Source organism: Streptomyces sp. NPDC004561, from assembly GCF_053602155.1.
The window spans coordinates 1-19,009 of sequence record NZ_JBSGDB010000148.1; the positions used below are offsets into that span (position 1 = coordinate 1).

The window sequence follows — 19,009 nt, forward strand, 5'->3', positions numbered from 1 at the left end:
GCATCGTCGCCCCGCTGGCCGCGGAGGGCGAACGCCCGTCCTGGCTCACCCTGTTGTGGCCGGCGTGGGCGGAGCAGCCGCGAACACGGTCTCCGGGGTGCGGGGCACGGCCCTGGACGCCGCGGCCGGGGCGTACGGAACCGCGGCGGGCGCCGGCTCCGGGGTGTACGGCGTGGCCATGGACACGGCCGCCGGTGCCCGGGGTGTGGCGGCGGGCGCGGGCACCGCCGCGGCCGGGACCGCGCTGCGCGCGCAGGACGGTGTGCACGGGACGGCCGCGGGCGCGCAGGCGGGGGCGTACGGCGCGGCCATGGAGGCGCGCGCGGACGCGTACGGCGTGGCCGGCGGTGCCGTCGGCGACACGTGGGCACTGGCCGGCGGTGTCCCCGCGTACGCCACGGGCCTGGCCGGTCAGGTCACGCGGGACACCGCCGACGCCGTGCTGCCGCCGGCCGCCTCCGCCGCGGTGGGCCAGGTCGCGCCGGTCGCCGGGCAGGCCGTCTCGGGCGCGGGGGCGCTCGCGTACGGCGTCCACGGTGACGCCCAGGCCTTCGCCGGCGGTGCCGTCGGCGCCGTACCGCCGCTCGCGCACGGGGTGACGGGGCAGGCCGGGGCCTTCGCCGAGGGCGTCGGCGGCCAGGTGCCGCCCTTCGCGGCCGGGATCACCGAAGCGGCCCAGCCGGTCACCGGCACCGTCACCGGCGCCGTGCACCAGGCGGTCGCCACCCTCGACGGGACCGTGTGGCCGATGGCCGACGGGATCGGCGGGAGCACGGTCGGCCTGGCGCACGGCGTGGCGGGCGAGGCGGTGCCGTTCGCGGGCGGGGTGGCCGGGCAGGCCGCGCCCGTCACCGGGCAGGCCACCGGCTTCGCGTACGGCCTCGACGGCACCGTGCGGGGCGCCGGCGGTGCGCTGGCCGGGCACGCGGCCGACGGCGTCGAGGGAGTTGCCCGGACGGCCGTACCCGCGCACCTGCAGGACCCGTACGGCGTGCTGGGTGCCGTACAGGGCATCGGTTACCAGGGGTATCAGGACCTGGGCCACCAGGGCTGAGCACCCCCCTGCCGCTCCGCGGCGTGACCGCACCCGGACGGCCGAATGCCATCGGACCGTCCGGGCGGACTCCCGCGGTCGGGGCGGGTGGTCCCCATTGGGGTGGGGATCAACCGCCCCGGTCCCGGCTCGCCCGGGACCGCCCGGGGCCTCACCGGGTCAACCCCAGCCCGGTGAGGCCTCGCACATCACCCGTGGACGCCTCACGCATCGGCACGCCGTGCCAGGAAAACCGGCATCATGTGACAGGTATCACCGCTCACGTGTGACCCTCGATTTAGGGAGCCCCCGCAAGCGGCGATAACCTGCGAGACGGACATGCCGCGCGCTCGGACACCGTGTGCGCCCCCCTAGTGACAAGCGGACGTCACGTTGCCCTTCGCGGCACGCCCACGCATCCAACGAACCGCGAGATCACTGATAGGGACGGAAGCGCGTGGACCTGTTCGAGTACCAGGCGAGGGACCTCTTCGCCAAGCACGATGTACCGGTGCTGGCCGGTGAAGTCATCGATACGCCTGAGGCGGCGCGCGAGATCACCGAGCGGCTGGGCGGCAAGTCCGTCGTCAAGGCGCAGGTGAAGGTCGGTGGTCGTGGCAAGGCCGGTGGCGTGAAGCTGGCCGCCTCCGCGGACGAGGCCGTCGCCCGGGCGACGGACATTCTCGGCATGGACATCAAGGGCCACACGGTCCACAAGGTCATGATCGCCGAGACCGCTCCGGAGATCGTCGAGGAGTACTACGTCTCCTTCCTCCTCGACCGTGCCAACCGCACCTTCCTCTCCATCGCCTCCGTCGAGGGCGGCATGGAGATCGAGGAGGTGGCGGCCACCCGTCCGGAGGCCGTCGCCAAGACGCCGATCGACCCGATCGACGGTGTGGACGAGGCCAAGGCCCGCGAGATCGTCGCGGCCGCCAAGTTCCCGGCCGAGGTCGCGGACAAGGTCGCGAACGTCCTGGTGAAGCTGTGGGACACCTTCATCAAGTCGGACGCCCTCCTCGTCGAGGTCAACCCGCTCGCGAAGGTCGCCTCCGGTGACGTCATCGCCCTCGACGGCAAGGTGTCGCTCGACGAGAACGCCGAGTTCCGCCACCCCGAGTACGAGGCGCTCCACGACAAGGACGCGGCCAACCCGCTGGAGGCCGCCGCCAAGGAGAAGAACCTCAACTACGTCAAGCTCGACGGCGAGGTCGGCATCATCGGCAACGGCGCCGGTCTCGTCATGAGCACCCTGGACGTCGTCGCGTACGCCGGTGAGCAGCACGGCGGCGTCAAGCCCGCCAACTTCCTGGACATCGGCGGTGGCGCCTCGGCCCAGGTCATGGCGAACGGCCTGGAGATCATCCTGGGCGACCCGGACGTCAAGTCCGTCTTCGTGAACGTCTTCGGTGGCATCACCGCCTGCGACGAGGTCGCGAACGGCATCGTGCAGGCCCTGAAGCTCCTGGAGGACCGCGGCGAGAAGGTCGAGAAGCCGCTCGTCGTCCGCCTCGACGGCAACAACGCCGAACTGGGCCGGAAGATCCTCACCGACGCCAACCACCCGCTGGTGCAGCGCGTCGACACCATGGACGGCGCGGCCGACAAGGCCGCTGAGCTGGCCCACGCCGCCAAGTAAGCACTCAGGACGAGGACACCAACACACCATGGCTATCTGGCTCAACAAGGACAGCAAGGTCATCGTCCAGGGCATGACCGGCGCCACCGGCATGAAGCACACGAAGCTCATGCTCGGTGACGGCACGAACGTCGTGGGCGGCGTGAACCCGCGCAAGGCGGGTCAGACCGTGGACTTCGACGGCACCGAGGTACCCGTCTTCGGCACCGTCAAGGAGGCCATCGAGAAGACCGGCGCCAACGTCTCCGTCATCTTCGTGCCGGAGAAGTTCACCAAGGACGCGGTCGTCGAGGCCATCGACGCCGAGATCGCGCTGGCCGTCGTCATCACCGAGGGCATCGCCGTGCACGACACGGCGTCCTTCTGGGCGTACGCCGGCAAGAAGGGCAACAAGACCCGCATCATCGGCCCGAACTGCCCCGGCATCATCACCCCGGGCCAGTCGAACGTCGGCATCATCCCGGGCGACATCACCAAGCCGGGCCGCATCGGCCTGGTGTCGAAGTCCGGCACGCTGACCTACCAGATGATGTACGAGCTGCGTGACATCGGCTTCTCGACGGCCGTCGGCATCGGTGGCGACCCGATCATCGGCACCACCCACATCGACGCCCTGGCCGCGTTCCAGGACGACCCGGAGACCGAGCTCATCGTGATGATCGGTGAGATCGGCGGCGACGCCGAGGAGCGCGCGGCCGCGTTCATCAAGGAGAACGTGACCAAGCCGGTCGTCGGTTACGTCGCGGGCTTCACCGCGCCCGAGGGCAAGACCATGGGCCACGCCGGCGCCATCGTCTCCGGCTCCTCCGGCACCGCCCAGGCGAAGAAGGAGGCCCTCGAGGCCGCGGGCGTCAAGGTCGGCAAGACCCCGACCGAGACGGCCAAGCTCGCGCGCGAGATCCTGAGCGCCTGAGTCTCCTGACAGCACGCCGGCAGGCCCGTCCCGCAGCCCGGGGCGGGCCTGCCGGCGTCTGCGCCCGTAGCGCCCCGAAGGGGCGCGGTGAACCGCGCGACCGGTCACCACGGGCCCGCGCCCGGGACGGCGCGCGGTCCGACGGCGCATCCCCGGCCGTCACCGGAGGTCCGGCACCAGACGCTCCCTCCCGCTCGCCGTCTCTCCCCGCAGCTTCGACCGCAGGGCCAGCTCTCCCTGGGACAGCGGGCCGAGGGGGGCGGGCCGCGGAACGCCCCGTACCGCCTGGGCCGGAGCGATCGGCGCCTCGTACCGCGTCGGCGCGGTCCGCAGCGTGAGCGTCGTCGCGCCGATGATCGTCACGGTGAAGGCGATGGCCGCCCGGGTCCAGAAGACGTTCCGGCGTTCGCAGCCGGTCCGCACCGCCGTCGGCACGGTGGCACGCCACCGCTCCGTGGAGGCGAGTTCGGTCAGCCGCCGGTGCAGCAGGGCGGGGTCGGCCAGCGCGGGGACGCGCGCGGCCACCGCCGCCCGGGCGTGGGTCAGCCGGCTGGCGGCCGCCGGGGTGCTGGCCTCCGTCTCCGCCGCCGTCTCCGGCAGGTCGAGGCCCACGCCGTCGTAGAGGACGAGCGTGCGCCGGTACGACGTCGGGAGCCTCAGCAGGGCCTGCAGCAGCTCCCGGTCGGCGGGGTCGGCGGGTGGCGGCTCCGGGTTGCGGTACCGCGGGCGGAAGCGGTGCCAGGGGGAGAGCGCGCAGTCGTACGCCACCGCCCGCACCCAGCCGGCCGGGTCCCGGTCCCGGGCCACCTCCGGCCAGCGCTGCCAGGCGAGCTGGAAGGCCTGCTCCACGGCCTCCCGGGCCAGCTCCCGGCGCCCGGTGAGCAGCCAGGCCTGGCGTACGAGGGCCGGCGCGCAGAAGGCGTAGAGCTCGTCGAACGACTGAGCGGGCGTCAGGGGCCCGGGCTGCGCTGCCGACGCCCCTGGGGCGACCGCCGGTCTCGCCGACCCCTGCTGTCCGGACGTCTGCTGAGCGGCCGTCGGCTCGGCGAGCGAGGCGAGCAGCCGGGCGTACGCCTCGCCCTCGGGTCCGGTCGGCATCCGGCGGCCGGACTCCCATCCGCGGACCGTCGCGCGGTGGACGCCGAGGCGCGTGGCGAGCTGAGCCTGCGTCATGGAGCGGGACTGGCGCAGGCGTCGGCGTTCCTTCGGTGGTGGCAGCGAGGTGGCAGGGTTCTGCGTCGTCACCGTGCACCCTTTCGTACGAAAAAGAACATAAACATATATTGAGCGACACTACGGGGGTTCGCCTGTTACGCCGGGAAAGCGCGTGTCGTTGGGAGCATGGCGACGTGATCCAGATGACCGCGCGCCGACCGTCGCTCACGCCTCTGTCCAACCGGCTGCGGGACCGTTCGCCCGGGCTGGCCGCGAGCCTGCTGAACGGCGCGATCGCGGCCGGGCTCGGGCTCGGCTCGCTCACCGTGCTCGTCCTGGGGATGTGGATCAGCTCCCCGTACCCCGACAGCGGGCCGGGCGGGGCGCTGCATGTCGCCGCCGCGCTGTGGCTGTTGGCGCACGGGGTGGAGCTGGTCCGCACCGGGACGGTCCCGGGCGCGACCCTGCCGGTGGGCGTGACCCCGTTGCTGCTGCTCGCCGTGCCGGCGTGGCTGCTGTACCGGGCCGGGCGGGACGCCACGGACGCGTCGGGCGACCCCGAGGGCCCGCCGCCGGTGCAGCCGCGCACCGCGTGGACGGGCGTGGTCCTCGGCTACCTCGGCGTCGGCGGCGCCGTCGCGCTGTACTGCTCGGGCGGCGAACTGCGCCCCGCATGGAGCTGGGTGACGGCGTGTCTGCCCGTCGTTGCCGCCGCGGCGGCGGGGGCCGGGGTGTGGTCGGCGCACGGCCGTCCGCGCGAGCCGCTGCTCAGGGCGTGGACGGTGCTGCCGCAGCCGGTGCGGCGGCGGTTGTCCGGCACGGACGCGCGGGCCCGGCTGGGCGCGGCCGTACGGGCCGCCGGTGCGGCGACGGCCGTGCTCGTCGGGGGCGGGGGCCTGCTGGTCGGGACGTCGCTGGTGTGGCACGGCGATGCGGCGCGGGCGTCCTTCCTGCAGCTGACGGAGGGCTGGAGCGGCCGGTTCGCCGTACTGCTGCTCGGGATCGCGCTGATCCCCAACGCGTCGGTGTGGGCCGCCTCCTACGCCCTCGGCCCGGGTTTCGTCCTGGGCGCCGGGCATCCGGTGCACCCGTTCCTCTCCGACCCGGCCCCGCTGCTGCCACCGTTCCCGCTGCTGGCGGCGGTGCCGGACGCGGGCGCCGGGACACCGCTGAACTGGGCGGTAGGGCTGGTCCCAGTGGCGGCCGCGGTGACGGCGGGCTGGTTCGTGGCACGGGCGGCGGTGCCGCGGCCGGAACCGGGGAAGCCGGGCCGGGCCCGCTGGTCGGCGGGCCGGACGGCCGGGGTGGTCCTGCTGACCGCGCTGGTCGGCGCGGTGTTCCTGGCCCTGCTCGGCGCGCTGGCGGGCGGCCCGCTGGGGGTGGCCGCGCTGGCCCGCTTCGGACCGGTGTGGTGGCAGACCGGGGCAGCGGCCGGGGCCTGGATCGTGCTGGGCGTGCCGGTCGCGGTGACCGTACGCGCGTGGCGGCTGTGGCGGCTGCGGGCGCGCGGCGGGCCGATCCCGGCGCAGGGCGCGGAGACGGGGGCGCCGAAGGCGAAGCCCGACGAGACGAAGGTCCAGGGGGCGAAGGAGACGGGGGCGAAGGACTCCGTCAGGGCCAAGACCGGGCCGCCCGTCCGGGCGGAGGCCGCCCCCGGCGTCACGGACCTCGCGGAGGACGAGGACGAGCGGTACGACGTCCTGCCCGCAGCCGACGACCTGTTCCCGTCGGGCTGGCACGACGACCTCGCCCGCACCTCCCGCTGGGAGGCCCTGCGCGAGGCGGCGACCGGGACGCCCGGGGGTGCACCGGTTCCGCACGACCCGCCGCCCCATGTCCCGCAGGCGCCCCCGGCACCGCAGGTCACACCGGACCCGGCTCCGCCGCTCCCCGCAGCCCCCGGGATCTCGTCGCCCCCGGAGCCTTGGCCGATCCCGGACGCATCACCGGCGTGGGAGCACACCGAGCCGTCGGAAGAGCCCACCGAGGGGAACCACTGACCGTCTCCGGCCGCCGAGACCGACGGCCGTCCGAAGCCCGGAGCCCGGGGTCAGCTGTTCCCGGTCCCCAGGACCCCGCGCAGCTCCTGCGGCAGCAGTCTCTGGCAGGACTGCTTGGCCTCGTGCGTCAGGGCGTCGTTCACGCACGAGTAGTAGTCGCGGTAGACGAACTGGACGGTGAAGGTCGAGGCGACCAGGACCAGTGCGAGGGACGCGGTGACCAGGCCGCCGACCGCCGCCGTGGTCTGGGGCCGGCCGGTGCCCACCGCCGGGGTGTCCGGGTCCGGGGTGCGCGGCTTGGCGCGCAGCGCGCTGACGCCCCAGTACAGGGCCAGCGCCCCGAGCAGCAGGGCCACGTACGGCCAGCCGAAGAGCACGAAGAAGACGGCCCACATGCCCGAGAGCAGGGCGTAGCGCGCGCGGCGCTGGGCCGGGTCCGTGGGGTCCCAGCGCATGCCCGCGCCCGGGCCGGGGCCGCCGGGGCCCTGGGGTCCGCCGCCGGGACGCTCGCCGAAGGGACCCGGGGAGCGGCCGGGCTGGCGGTCGCTCCACTGGCCGCCCCAGGAGGGGCCGCCCCCGGAGTCCTTACCCGACCCGGAGGAGCCCTCCGGGTGGCGGGGCCGCCACGGGCGGTCCGGGGTGCCCTCCGGCGGCGGCGCGAACGGGTTGTCGTCCTGCCGCCCACCGTCGCGCCCGCCGCTGTCCCGTCCGTCATGACCCTGACCGGCGCCGGTCTGCCGGCCGCCGTCCTTGGGCGCCTCGGGCGGTGACGACGGCCGTTCCCGCAGCAGCACGGCACCACGCTCGCCCCCCTGGGCCGGGCGCGGGGGGAACGTGAGCAGTCGCAGGCTGCGATCGGGCATCAAAAGAGCGTCTTCCCCTAGGTGAATGGCTTCCCACGTGAGCTTCCACCCCGTGAACGCACCGCACGACGACCGCGTTCCCGAGGCTGCCCCTTCTTGATTCCCTGCGAACGCTACCTTCCGGCCACGCCCCCGTCCCGCGGGGGCCTTCTGGAGTGCCGGTATCGTTGCTGACGGTCGGCCGCTTCGTAGACTTCCCCGTATCCGGGGAGGCGAAGCATTCGTGCGACCGTACAAACCGCCCGGCCGGGCAAGCGGCCGGACACATCGCTTCCCGAGAAAGGGCCCCACCGTGGCCGCCACCACCCCCGGCCCAGCGGTCAAGCGCCTCGTCGTGCTGGTCTCCGGATCCGGCACCAATCTGCAGGCGCTCCTGGACGAGATCGAGCGCACCGGAGCCGAGTCGTACGGCGCGCGGATCGTCGCCGTCGGGGCGGACCGCGCCGGCATCGAGGGGCTCGCCCGCGCCGAACGGGCCGGACTGCCGACCTTCGTGTGCCGGGTCAAGGACCACGGGACCCGGGAGGAGTGGGACGCCGCCCTCACCGAGGCCGTGGCCGGGTACGAGCCGGACCTGGTGGTCTCCGCCGGGTTCATGAAGATCGTGGGGAAGGAGTTCCTCGCGCGGTACGGCGGCCGGTTCGTCAACACGCACCCGGCCCTGCTGCCCAGTTTCCCCGGGGCCCACGGCGTCCGCGACGCGCTCGCGTACGGCGCCAGGGTCACCGGCTGCACCGTCCACTTCGTCGACGACGGCGTCGACACCGGGCCGATCATCGCGCAGGGCGTGGTCGAGGTCCGGGACGAGGACGACGAGAGCGCGCTGCACGAGCGCATCAAGGAAGTCGAGCGAAGGCTGCTCGTCGAGGTCGTGGGGCGCCTCGCCCGCAACGGCTATCGCATTGAGGGACGAAAGGTAGTTATCCAGTGACCGCCACCGCCGAGAGCACCAAGCGGCCGATCCGCCGCGCGCTCGTCAGCGTCTACGACAAGACCGGGCTGGAAGAGCTGGCCCGCGGGCTGCACGAGGCCGGTGTCCAGCTGGTGTCCACCGGCTCCACGGCCTCCCGCATCGCCGCCGCCGGCGTCCCCGTCACCAAGGTCGAGGAGCTGACCGGCTTCCCGGAGTGCCTGGACGGCCGGGTGAAGACCCTGCACCCGAAGGTGCACGCTGGCATCCTCGCCGACCTGCGCCTGGACAGCCACCGCGGGCAGCTCGCCGAGCTCGGCGTGGAGCCGTTCGACCTGGTCGTCGTGAACCTCTACCCGTTCCGCGAGACCGTCGCCTCCGGCGCCTCGGAAGACGAGTGCGTGGAGCAGATCGACATCGGCGGCCCGTCGATGGTCCGCGCCGCCGCCAAGAACCATCCCTCGGTCGCCGTGGTCACCAGCCCCGAGCGCTACGCGGACGTGCTGGCCGCCGCCAAGGACGGCGGCTTCGACCTCGCCGCCCGCAAGCGGCTGGCCGCCGAGGCGTTCCGGCACACGGCCGCCTACGACGTGGCGGTGGCCTCCTGGTTCGCGTCCTCCTACGCGCCCCTCGACGAGTCGGGCTTCCCCGACTTCCTCGGCGCCACCTACGAGCGCGAGAACACCCTCCGTTACGGCGAGAACCCGCACCAGGGCGCCGCGCTGTACGTCGACGGCACCGGTGGCCTCGCCGCGGCCGAGCAGCTGCACGGCAAGGAGATGTCGTACAACAACTACACGGACACGGACGCCGCCCGCCGTGCCGCGTACGACCACGACGAGCCGTGCGTCGCGATCATCAAGCACGCCAACCCCTGCGGCATCGCGGTCGGTTCGGACGTCGCCGAGGCGCACCGCAAGGCGCACGCCTGCGACCCGGTCTCCGCGTACGGCGGTGTGATCGCCGTGAACCGGCCGGTCAGCAGGGAGATGGCCGAGCAGGTCGCGGAGATCTTCACCGAGGTCATCGTCGCCCCGGACTACGAGGAGGGGGCCCTGGAGGCCCTCGCCAGGAAGAAGAACATCCGGGTGCTGAAGGCCCCGGACGCGCCCTGCAACCGGGTCGAGGCCAAGCAGATCGACGGCGGTGTGCTGCTCCAGGTCACCGACCGGCTGCAGGCCGACGGCGACGACCCCGCGAACTGGACGCTGGCCAGCGGCGAGGCGCTCGGCGAGGACGAGCTGAAGGAACTGGCCTTCGCCTGGAAGGCGTGCCGCGCGGTGAAGTCCAACGCGATCCTGCTGGCCAAGGACGGCGCCTCCGTCGGCGTCGGCATGGGCCAGGTCAACCGCGTCGACTCCTGCAAGCTGGCGGTCGAGCGAGCCGGCGAGGAGCGGGCCCGCGGTGCCTACGCGGCCTCCGACGCCTTCTTCCCCTTCCCCGACGGCCCGGAGATCCTCATCGGCGCCGGGGTGCGGGCGATCGTCCAGCCGGGCGGCTCGATCCGTGACGAGCAGGTCGTGGAGGCCGCCAAGAAGGCGGGCGTGACCATGTACTTCACGGGCACGCGCCACTTCTTCCACTGATCCCCCTCCGCCCCGTACGACGGCCTCCGGCCCTCCCCCGAGGGAGCCGGAGGCCGTCCGTTTCACCGGGTCAGCAGGGGCGCAGGGACCAGATCGGGTCCCAGGTCGCGGTGCCGGCCTGGTAGGCGGTCGAGGTCCAGCGGACGCTGCCGTCCTTGTTGAAGAACCGGGCGACCGTGCCCGGGGTCTGGTTGTTGGTGAACGGGCCGTCCCCGGTCCAGTTGGTGACGTTCCAGGTCTGGCACTTGTAGAAGTCGAACTTCGTGCCCTTGACGATCATGCACAGATGGCCGTAGGCGCAGTCCAGGTCCTTGGCGGCGGCCTTCCCCCGCGGGGCCCTGGTCAGCGTCAGTCCGTCGTACCGGACCCGGTCGGCCGACACCTCCAGGGGCTTCGGGTGCCCGGCGAGCACCTGGTCGGCGGTGCGCTGGATGCCGGTGACCCGGGTGCCGTCCGGGGTGGCGGCGGTGGCCGCGACCGTGGAGCCGGCGAGCAGGGCGGTGGCCGCGACGAGCAGCGCGGCAGGCTTTGCGATGTTCACGTGTTCCCCCATGTGAACGAGCGATGTGGTCACTCCGCCGTGGCGGAGTGGTTCCACCGTCCCAGCGGCGCCCGCCCGCCGGTACCTCGGAGGTCTCAGGGTCACTTCCGGCCCGGGGGCGTGTACTCCTTGAGGTAGTGGGCGACGCGGGCGCAGTAGTCGCGGTACTTCGCGGGAACTCCGCCCGCGTCGTTCACCCTCGTGTACGACGTCCGGTAGGCGGCGGAGATCAGCACCCGCTTGTCGCCGGGCAGGCCGTCCTTCAGATGGGCGTCGATGTAGCACAGGTAGCGGCCCATGGCCGGGATGGACACCGAGGGGGTCAGCGGCGGCGTGGGCGTCGCCGACGCGGGAATGCCGTCGTCCCGCATCCACCAGCGCAGCACGCCCGGGGTCCAGCGGGCGATGCCGAACTCCTGGTTGCCGGGATCGGAGAGGTTCGGGTCGAAGTCGCTCTCGGACTTCAGCATCGCCGCGACGAGCGCGGGGGTGACCTCGGGCCGGGAACAGGCGCGGGCGGAGTCCACGACGAGCCGGCGGTAGACGACCGGGACGCCCTTGTCGGTGCGCAGGTCCGAGGCGCCGTACGCGGCCGGGGAGACCTCGCGGGTGCGGTCGCTCCCGTGCGCGGCCCAGGTGCTGATGCCGTAGCCGAGGGCGGCGACGGCGACGGTGGCGGCCACGGTGCCGGCGATCACCGCGGGCCGGCGTCCGCGGAGCGGCGGGAGCCGGGGCGGGCGCCCCGGGCCGCCGGTGCCGGCGGCCGCCTCGACACGGCGGGCCAGCGCCTCGGTGGTGACGCGCGCGGCGTGCGTACGGGCCAGGCAGTCGCGGACGATCTCCCGCCAGGCGTCCGGGAGTTCGGCCGACAGACGCAGTTCGTCGGCGCCGCGGGCGTAGGCGGCGGCCGCGTCGCGGCGGGCCGTCGGGGTGCCGCCGGGCAGCGGGAAGGAGCCGGTGAGGACCAGGTGGGCGAGCACGCCGAAGGCCCAGACGTCGGCGGACGGGCGGATCCGCCGGCCGCGTTCGCCGATCTCCGCCCACAGCAGCTCGGGCGGGGTGTAGTCGGGGGTGGAGAAGGCCGGGGTGTAGGCGTGGGTGCCCTCCAGCTCGGCCGCCATGTTGAAGTCGGCCAGCCGCGCCGAACCGTCCGCCATCAGCAGCACATTGGCCGGTTTCAGGTCCCCGTGCACCCAGCCCGCCCGGTGCAGCTGGACCAGTCCCTCGCAGATCTGGGCGAGCAGGGCGGCCCCGGCCGCCGGGCGGGGCGCGGCGGCGAGCAGCGCGGACAGGGAGCCCTCGGCCTTCTCCAGGACGAGGACGGTGGCGCCGTCCAGGGCGGGGCGGGCCGGGTCGTCGACGACGAGGGTCTCGTACATCCGGATCAGCCGCGGCCGCCTGAGCCTGCGGTGCAGGTCGATCTCGCGCTCGACGAGGTCGTGCAGATGCGCCAGCCGGCGCGGGGTGCCGGTGCCGGTGGGCAGGAACTTCAGGGCGGCCGTCCGGGGCAGGCCGGGGCCGGCGGGGGAGTCGCCGGTGCGCCGGGCCGTGTAGACGCTGCCGAAGGCACCCGTCGCGATCGGCTCGCGCACCTCCCAGCGGCCGACCCGGTAGCCCCTCGGCACCACCACCGCGTACGGCTCGGTCACCGGGCCGCCCGGCTCGCCGGCGCGGACAGCACGACCAGGTCGTCCTCGCGCACCAGGTCGAAGCGCAGCGCCAGGGAGACCAGGGACTCCTTCTTGCCGTTGAGGCGGGGGCCGGTGTCCGCGGTCTCCGGGCCGGGCTTGAGCCGCAGCTTCACGGCCAGGTAGTCGATGTTCCACTGCACCGACGTCCGCGAGGCGGCGGGCCAGGCCGGGCGCAGCCGGTCGACGACCTGGTCGACGGTGGGCGTCGGGGCGTGCGGATCGCCGCGCAGCCGCGGCTCGCACAGGGCGGCCAGCACGGCGAAGTAGCGCTTGGTGCGGTCGACGGAGAAGGCCGGGGCCGTGGTGTCGCCGTCCGGTCCGCCGCCGTCGCGCAGGTAGTCGTGGCGCGGTGCCCACACCTCGATCGCGAGCAGTTCCCCGGCGGCGGGCAGCACGATCCGCGAGAACTCGAACGGGACGGGGGCGCCGAGCCTGCCCGGGCCGACCTTGATGTGCTCCCCGGCGCCCTCCGGGTTCTCCACCACGTACGTCTGCCGCGCGGACAGGTTGCTGAGTATCCAGAACGCGCCCTGCGCGCCGAGCTCTCCGGCCCGGCGCGAGACCCCGTCGTGCGGGATCGGCAGGTCGTTGCCGGGCGCCCGCCCGAAGGTGAGGCGCTCGCCCGGGGCGAGCCGGATCTGGGTGCGGTGGTGTGCGTCCTCCGTGGTCGGCGGAGGTACCACGACGATGCTGTACAAGGTGCGTCTCCCCGTGCCTGACGGCTACCCCGGCCAGACTAGGGCGAACACACCAGGGCCGTGCCTCCCCTGGGCGGGTGAGACACGGCCGGCGGCGGTGATTGGCGCGAACTGTTCCGTCGCGCGGGCGGGATCAGTAACGGGGGCGGTTGAACCAGGCCTTGCCGTTGGAGCCGCCGACGAAGCAGGCGATCAGGATGGCCAGCACCGTGTGGACGAGGCCCACGACGACGAACGGGTACAGGCCGAGCACCGCGGTGATGATGCCGAACACCAGGGTGGTGACGCGGACACCGTTGCCGCCGGTGTTGAACTTCACCGCGAGCACGGCCGCGAACACGGCCCAGGCGAGCGCGAACACGATCATGCCCACCAGGATGCCGGTCGAGTAGTCGGCGAGCTTCTGGAAGGAGGAGTTGTTCTGCAGGTTGTTGTCATTCTTCGCGTGGCTCACGGCCGCCGCGTAGAAAGCGAAGAGCGCCATGCCGATCACCTGCAGGCCGACGATCACCCACAGCATCACGCGGGCCGCGCCGACGTTGCCCGGCATGGCGGTCATCGGGGCGCCGGCGCCGTACTGCTGCTGGACGGGCGGAGCCTGCGGGTAGCCGTAACCGGCCTGCTGCGGCTGCTGCTGCGGGTAGCCGTAGCCCGGCTGCTGCTGCCCCTGCGGGGCGCCGTAGGGATTGTTCGGTTCACCGAAGCTCATGGTGGTGTCTCCTCCGTCGGTCGAGTGCGGGGACGAGTCGCGGCACGGCACGGAGGAGAGGTTCTACAGATGCGGTCCGTCCCCCCGATGAGCTGCCCGCTGCACTGTGCTGCTCATCGTTCTTGACCGGATAGTTGCTTGTCCAGCCGAATACCGCAGGTGTTGTGCAAGTGCAACATCGTCGATCACCCGCGACCGGGTCCGCTGCGGCGTAGGGCCACCCGGATTGGAACCACGAGGCGGTCATCCGCGAGGATGGGGGTATGACCGCCCAGATTCTCGATGGCAAGGCCACCGCAGCCGCGATCAAGTCCGATCTGACCGCCCGCGTGGCGGCGCTGAAGGAGAAGGGCGTCACGCCCGGCCTCGGCACGATCCTGGTCGGGGACGACCCCGGCAGCCAGAAGTACGTCGCCGGCAAGCACCGCGACTGCGCGCAGGTCGGCCTCGCCTCCATCCAGCGTGAGCTGCCGGCCACCGCCACGCAGGAGGAGATCGAGGCGGTCGTCCGGGAGCTGAACGAGGACCCGGCCTGCACCGGCTACATCGTCCAGCTCCCGCTGCCCAAGGGCGTCGACGAGAACCGCATCCTGGAGCTGATGGACCCGGCCAAGGACGCGGACGGCCTGCACCCGATGAACCTCGGCCGGCTGGTGCTGAACGAGCCGGCGCCGCTGCCCTGCACCCCCAACGGCATCCTCACCCTGCTGCGCCGCCACGGTGTGGAGATCAAGGGCGCCGAGGTCGTGGTCGTCGGCCGGGGCGTCACCATCGGGCGCCCGATGCCGCTGCTGCTCACCCGCCGCAGCGAGAACGCCACCGTGACCCAGTGCCACACCGGCACCCGTGACCTGTCCTCCCACCTGAAGCGCGCCGACATCATCATCGCGGCCGCCGGCTTCCCGCACCTGATCCGGCCCGAGGACGTCAAGCCGGGCGCGGCCGTCCTGGACGTCGGCGTCTCCCGCAACGCCGACGGCAAGATCGTCGGCGACGTCCACCCGGGCGTGACCGAGGTGGCCGGCTGGATCTCCCCCAACCCCGGCGGTGTCGGCCCGATGACCCGGGCGCAGCTGCTGGTCAACGTGGTCGAGGCGGCGGAGCGCAGTGCCGGCTGAGGACACGCACGACGACCGGCCGACCGTCCGCGACGCGATCAGCGCCCCCGACGAGCAGGGGCGCCCGCGGCGCACGACCCGTCGTTTCCCGCTGTTCACCAAGGACACCGCACGGCCCGAGGGCGGCGGCCGGGCCGCCTCGAGCGACGCCCCTGCGCCCGCCCGGCAGTGGCCCGTGCTCGTCGTGCTGGGCGCGGTCGCGCTCGGCCTGCTGCTGACCGCGCTCGACGCGTTCCGCTACGGCACCCTGCTGATCGGGGCCGCGCTGCTGGCCGGCGCGGTCATGCGCTGGATATTGCCCAGCGTCGGCATGCTCGCCGTACGCTCCCGGTTCACGGACATCGTCACCTACGGCCTCCTCGGCCTGGCGATCGTCCTGCTGGCCCTGATGGCCCAGCCCAGACCCTGGCTGGTGGTCCCCTTCCTGAAGGACACGCTGCACTTCACGATGTCCGGATAGCGGGAACCCCACCGCCGGTGGCCCGCGTCTCCCCCGGGGACGCGGGCCACTCGCGTTCCCCGGCACCGACGCTACGGCGGCCCGTACGGCCCCGCGTCCGCCTGCGGTCGGAACTCCCGTACCGCCAACGGTCGGCAGCGGCTGCCGACCTGCAACTTCCGTGGTAGACCTTTCGGTTGACTCCCGCATCGGCATTCCGGCGCTACCCTGCGGCGATGCGACCGAGGACGCCCCGCCCGCTCGTCGTGGACACGCTGATCGCGGTGGCCATGGCCGTGGTCGCCGTTCTGCTCGGGCAGGAGTCGCGGTCCCAGGGATGGCCGGAACTCGGCGCCCGCGCCTATGTCCTGGTCGGCCTCGCCCATCTGCCGGTCGCCCTGCGCGGCCGGTGGCCGCTCGGCGCCTTCGCCGTCGTCGAGGCCGCCGCGGTCGGCTATGTCACCCTCGGTTACTGGCCCGTGGTGTGCACCTTCGGCCTCATGCTGGCCCTGTACACCGTGGCCTCCGTCCGCCCGGTGCGCACGGCACTGGTTTGCGCCGCCTGCATGACGGCGCTGTGGGTCTACGCGGGCGTGGTCAGCCACACCCCGTCCATGGCCTCCGTGCTCGGGCAGGCGCTGCTGTACTGCTCGGTGCTGGTCTGGTTCGGGCATCTGGCCCGCCGCTCCGCCGAACTGACCCGGCGGCTGCGCGCCGAGCAGGCCGAGCGGGCCCGGCGCGCGGTCGCCGAGGAACGCGGCCGGATCGCCCGGGAACTGCACGACGTGGTCGCCCACCACATGTCGGTGGTCTCCGTGCAGGCGGGCCTCGCCCGGTTCGTCTTCGACTCCGACCCGGCCAAGGCCCGCGGCGCGCTCGGCACCATCGCCGACACCAGCGGCGAGGCCCTGGAGGAGCTGCGCCGCATGCTCCAGGTGCTGCGCGAGGAGGACCCGGAGGCCCCCGAGCGGGCCCCCATGCCCACCCTCGCCCGGCTCGGCGAACTCGTCGACCGGGTCCGGGCCGGCGGCCTGCCCGTGGACCTCGCCGTCGAGGGCGCCGCCCGCCCGCTGCCGCCCGGCGTCGAACTGTGCGCCTACCGCGTCGTCCAGGAGGCCCTCACCAACGTGCTCAGACACGCGGGCCCGGCACACGCGCGCGTGGAACTGCGTTACGGCGCCCACGAGCTGACGGTCCGCGTCACCGACGACGGGGAGGGAGCGGATCCGGACAGAGTGCCGGCCGGCGGCGGACACGGCTTGATTGGCATGCGCGAGCGGGCCAAGCTCTACGGCGGGACGATCTCGGTCGGCCCACGCTCCGAGGGCGGCTACGAGGTCCGGCTGACCCTGCCCGCCACGGCCGCCGAACACAGTCGCGGGGGCCGGCCGGAGGCGGAGCGGTAGGCGGACGGAGCACGGCGGGGGGACGACCGTACGGGATGACCAGAGTGCTCGTCGTCGACGACCAGTTCCTCATCCGCGCCGGGCTCGTCGGCCTGCTCGACGCCGCGCCCGGCTTCGAGGTGGTGGGCGAGGCGGAGGACGGCGAGGAGGCCGTGCGGCTCGCCGCCGAGACCCGCCCCGACGTCGTCCTCATGGACATCCGGATGCCCGGCGTCAACGGCATCGAGGCGACCGGGCGCATCCTCGCCCAGGCCGCCGAACGGCCGCCCAGGGTACTGGTGCTGACCACGTTCGACCTCGACGAGTACGTGTACGGGGCGCTGCGGGCCGGGGCCTCCGGGTTCCTGCTGAAGGACTCCGGGCCGGAACGGCTGCTCGCCGCGGTCACCGCGGTCGACGGCGGTGACGCGCTCTTCGCGCCCAGCGTCACCCGGCGCCTGGTCGAGGCGTTCGCCCGGCAGCAGGCGCCCGACCCCGGCGCCGCGGCCCCGCCCGACCTCGGTGTGCTCACCTCCCGCGAGGTGGAGGTCCTCAGGCTCACCGCCCGGGGCCTGTCCAACCTGGAGATCGCCGGCCGCCTCTTCATCAGCGAGGCCACCGTCAAGACCCACCTCAACCGCACCATGACCAAGCTCGACCTGGGCAGCCGGGCCCAGGCGGTGGTGCTGGCGTACGAGACGGGCCTGGTGACGCCGGGCGGCTGACCCGACGGCGCCGCACGGGACGGCGGCTCGTCCCCTCCCCCGAGCAAGGACGAACCGCCGCCGGAAATCAGCCTCGCCCGCCGAGAAGGGCCTGTTCAACGGCTGTCCCCGCGCTGTGGCACGGAAGTGACCGTTCCGCTACGGTGTCCGCGCCGCCGCTGTGTGCCGTCGCGGTGTCCATGTGCGGACAGTTCGGGATACGTTACGAAGACCCCGTGGCAGCGGGTGCACGAGCGGGGCGCCGCATGCTCCCGTGCGCCCCCACTCGGGGAACTGGAATCCCGACCCGGCGCATCCCTGTGGGTAGCCAGGACGGGTACCCGGGAGCGGGGCCGGGGGGGGCCGCGCGGGACCAAGAGGACTGTCCCGGGGAAGAGGGGGGAAGGCGATGCCTCGTTGGAAAGCCCTGCCGGACGAACTGGATCCGCAGATCAAGGAGTTCACGAGCCAGTTGCGGCGGCTCGTCGACCGCGGCGGCCTGACCATCGCGTCCCTGGCCGACCGCACGGGCTACAGCAAGACGTCCTGGGAGCGCTACCTCGGCGGCCGGCTCCTCGCGCCCAAGGGCGCGGTCGTCGCGCTCGCCGAGGTCACCGGGACCAGTCCGGTCCACCTCACCACCATGTGGGAACTGGCCGAACGGGCCTGGAGCCGGTCGGAGATGCGGCACGACCGCACCATGGAGGCGATCCGGATCTCCCAGGCGCGCGCCGCGCTCGGCGAGTTCGGCGCGGCCGGGGCGACCGGGGGCCCGGGCGGCGGCGCCACGGCCGCCCCGGGGATCGCCGGTCCCGCGGGCGTCTCCCCGACGATCCCGCCCAGGCCGGCGGTCCCGGACGCCGACGCCCGCGACGCCGTGCCGCACGGCACGGATGCGGACCGCCGGGGCCCGGCGCTTTCCGGGCCGGGGGCGGCCGGTGGCCCGCCCGAGGACGCGGGAGGCGACGGAGGGGACCCGACGGGACGGGCCCCGGGCGCCAACTCCTGGAACGTGGCCGGGTACCAGGGGCCGTCGCGGGCGAGCGCCCGCCCCGGAGCGCGGCCCGAGGACCGGCCGGACACCCCGGGCCCCCACGCCGGACACCCCACGGCCCCGGGCCTCGCGAACCGGCAGCGGCTGCTGATGTTCCTCGCGGGCCTGGTCGGCGTGCTCGTCATCATCGGCGGCGTCTTCTTCTTCACCCGGCACAGCGGCACGAAGCACCCGGTCACGGCCAAGCCGCCGGCTCCCAGCGCCAGCACGGACGCGAGCCCGCCCCCCGGGGTCAAGTGCGCCGGCTCCGCCTGCACCGGCAAGGACGCCGAGACCATGGGATGCAGCGGCGACCTGGTGACCACCGCCAGGACCGCGACCGTCGGCACCACCACCCTGGAGGTCCGCTACAGCAAGGCCTGCGGCGCCGCCTGGGGCCGGATCACCGGCGGCGCCCCGGGCGACAAGGTCCAGGTCTCCGCGGGCGGGATCCGCCAGACGGGTGACATCACCGCGGCCGGCGACACCATCGCGTACACCCCGATGATCGCCGTCAAGAACGCGACCGAGGCCAGAGCCTGCGCCACCCTCGGTGAGCGCCGCGGCGGCCACGGCGCCGAGCACGGCGTAC

Annotated in this window: 17 protein-coding genes; 11 read left to right on the plus strand and 6 right to left on the minus strand. The window is 73.7% G+C overall.

Annotated features, from left to right (window positions below; translation table 11 throughout):
* Positions 1-64 precede the first annotated feature (64 nt).
* The 3 genes from ACWEN3_RS20540 to sucD all read left to right on the plus strand — a co-directional run bounded on the left by ACWEN3_RS20540 (position 65) and on the right by sucD (position 3,585).
* Complete coding sequence (locus ACWEN3_RS20540) at positions 65-1,054, plus strand: hypothetical protein (RefSeq protein ID WP_452972787.1); 990 nt, start codon at positions 65-67, stop codon at positions 1,052-1,054.
* Between the two features lie 436 nt (positions 1,055-1,490).
* Complete coding sequence (sucC, locus tag ACWEN3_RS20545) at positions 1,491-2,672, plus strand: ADP-forming succinate--CoA ligase subunit beta (protein ID WP_452972790.1); 1,182 nt, start codon at positions 1,491-1,493, stop codon at positions 2,670-2,672.
* A 28-nt stretch (positions 2,673-2,700) separates the two neighbouring features.
* The gene (gene sucD / locus ACWEN3_RS20550) at positions 2,701-3,585 is read left to right on the plus strand and encodes a succinate--CoA ligase subunit alpha (protein WP_452972793.1); all 885 of its coding nucleotides are present in this window, start codon (positions 2,701-2,703) and stop codon (positions 3,583-3,585) included.
* Between the two features lie 159 nt (positions 3,586-3,744).
* On the opposite strand, the gene ACWEN3_RS20555 is transcribed toward sucD, so the two are convergent.
* Positions 3,745-4,830 carry a helix-turn-helix domain-containing protein gene (locus ACWEN3_RS20555; RefSeq protein ID WP_452972796.1) on the minus strand — a complete coding sequence of 362 codons (1,086 nt, stop codon included), beginning with the start codon at positions 4,828-4,830 and terminating at the stop codon, positions 3,745-3,747.
* A gap of 113 nt (positions 4,831-4,943) precedes the next feature.
* Between ACWEN3_RS20555 and ACWEN3_RS20560 the strand changes: the two genes are divergently transcribed.
* On the plus strand, positions 4,944-6,740 hold the full coding sequence (locus ACWEN3_RS20560) for a cell division protein PerM (RefSeq protein WP_452972799.1): 1,797 nt from the start codon (positions 4,944-4,946) through the stop codon (positions 6,738-6,740).
* Positions 6,741-6,790: 50 nt separating this feature from the next.
* Here ACWEN3_RS20560 and ACWEN3_RS20565 read toward each other — a convergent pair whose 3' ends face one another.
* A complete protein-coding gene (locus tag ACWEN3_RS20565) occupies positions 6,791-7,603 on the minus strand; it encodes a hypothetical protein (RefSeq protein ID WP_452972801.1) in 813 nt (270 codons plus the stop codon).
* Positions 7,604-7,895: 292 nt separating this feature from the next.
* Between ACWEN3_RS20565 and purN the strand changes: the two genes are divergently transcribed.
* Both purN and purH read left to right on the plus strand, forming a co-directional pair.
* A complete protein-coding gene (purN, locus tag ACWEN3_RS20570; RefSeq protein ID WP_452972804.1) occupies positions 7,896-8,534 on the plus strand; it encodes a phosphoribosylglycinamide formyltransferase in 639 nt (212 codons plus the stop codon).
* Positions 8,531-10,099, plus strand: a complete 1,569-nt coding sequence (gene purH / locus ACWEN3_RS20575; protein WP_452972807.1) for a bifunctional phosphoribosylaminoimidazolecarboxamide formyltransferase/IMP cyclohydrolase — start codon at positions 8,531-8,533, stop codon at positions 10,097-10,099. Before purN ends, purH begins: the two co-directional genes overlap by 4 nt.
* 70 nt (positions 10,100-10,169) lie before the next feature.
* Here the strand turns inward: purH and ACWEN3_RS20580 are convergent, their stop codons facing one another.
* The 4 genes from ACWEN3_RS20580 to ACWEN3_RS20595 all read right to left on the minus strand — a co-directional run bounded on the left by ACWEN3_RS20580 (position 10,170) and on the right by ACWEN3_RS20595 (position 13,738).
* Positions 10,170-10,640, minus strand: a complete 471-nt coding sequence (locus tag ACWEN3_RS20580; RefSeq protein ID WP_452972809.1) for a hypothetical protein — start codon at positions 10,638-10,640, stop codon at positions 10,170-10,172.
* A gap of 101 nt (positions 10,641-10,741) precedes the next feature.
* Entirely contained in the window at positions 10,742-12,289 is a 1,548-nt protein-coding gene (locus ACWEN3_RS20585; protein WP_452972812.1) for a protein kinase domain-containing protein, read from the minus strand.
* Positions 12,286-13,029 carry an FHA domain-containing protein gene (locus ACWEN3_RS20590; protein ID WP_452972815.1) on the minus strand — a complete coding sequence of 248 codons (744 nt, stop codon included), beginning with the start codon at positions 13,027-13,029 and terminating at the stop codon, positions 12,286-12,288. The genes ACWEN3_RS20585 and ACWEN3_RS20590 overlap by 4 nt, the downstream gene beginning before the upstream one ends.
* A 133-nt stretch (positions 13,030-13,162) precedes the next feature.
* Positions 13,163-13,738, minus strand: a complete 576-nt coding sequence (locus tag ACWEN3_RS20595; RefSeq protein ID WP_452972818.1) for a hypothetical protein — start codon at positions 13,736-13,738, stop codon at positions 13,163-13,165.
* Between the two features lie 263 nt (positions 13,739-14,001).
* Between ACWEN3_RS20595 and ACWEN3_RS20600 the strand changes: the two genes are divergently transcribed.
* The 5 genes from ACWEN3_RS20600 to ACWEN3_RS20620 all read left to right on the plus strand — a co-directional run.
* A complete protein-coding gene (locus ACWEN3_RS20600) occupies positions 14,002-14,856 on the plus strand; it encodes a bifunctional methylenetetrahydrofolate dehydrogenase/methenyltetrahydrofolate cyclohydrolase (protein ID WP_452972820.1) in 855 nt (284 codons plus the stop codon).
* Complete coding sequence (locus tag ACWEN3_RS20605) at positions 14,846-15,316, plus strand: DUF3017 domain-containing protein (protein WP_452972822.1); 471 nt, start codon at positions 14,846-14,848, stop codon at positions 15,314-15,316. The genes ACWEN3_RS20600 and ACWEN3_RS20605 overlap by 11 nt, the downstream gene beginning before the upstream one ends.
* A gap of 215 nt (positions 15,317-15,531) precedes the next feature.
* Positions 15,532-16,701: a sensor histidine kinase gene (locus ACWEN3_RS20610; RefSeq protein ID WP_452972825.1), complete on the plus strand. Its 1,170-nt coding sequence runs from the start codon at positions 15,532-15,534 to the stop codon at positions 16,699-16,701.
* A gap of 35 nt (positions 16,702-16,736) precedes the next feature.
* On the plus strand, positions 16,737-17,405 hold the full coding sequence (locus ACWEN3_RS20615; protein ID WP_452972827.1) for a response regulator transcription factor: 669 nt from the start codon (positions 16,737-16,739) through the stop codon (positions 17,403-17,405).
* 388 nt (positions 17,406-17,793) lie between these two features.
* A partial coding sequence (locus tag ACWEN3_RS20620) for a DUF2690 domain-containing protein (protein WP_452972831.1) occupies positions 17,794-19,009 on the plus strand: 1,216 nt, incomplete at its 3' end.

Excerpts from the sequence above, each read along its gene's own strand:
- sucD (WP_452972793.1), top strand. The coding sequence starts at position 2,701 with ATGGCTATCTGGCTCAACAAGGACAGCAAGGTCATCGTCCAGGGCATG.
- ACWEN3_RS20600 (WP_452972820.1), top strand. The coding sequence starts at position 14,002 with ATGACCGCCCAGATTCTCGATGGCAAGGCCACCGCAGCCGCGATCAAG.
- ACWEN3_RS20610 (WP_452972825.1), top strand. The coding sequence starts at position 15,532 with ATGCGACCGAGGACGCCCCGCCCGCTCGTCGTGGACACGCTGATCGCG.
- ACWEN3_RS20615 (WP_452972827.1), top strand. The coding sequence starts at position 16,737 with ATGACCAGAGTGCTCGTCGTCGACGACCAGTTCCTCATCCGCGCCGGG.
- ACWEN3_RS20560 (WP_452972799.1), top strand. The coding sequence starts at position 4,944 with ATGACCGCGCGCCGACCGTCGCTCACGCCTCTGTCCAACCGGCTGCGG.
- ACWEN3_RS20565 (WP_452972801.1), bottom strand. The coding sequence starts at position 7,603 with ATGCCCGATCGCAGCCTGCGACTGCTCACGTTCCCCCCGCGCCCGGCC.
- ACWEN3_RS20595 (WP_452972818.1), bottom strand. The coding sequence starts at position 13,738 with ATGAGCTTCGGTGAACCGAACAATCCCTACGGCGCCCCGCAGGGGCAG.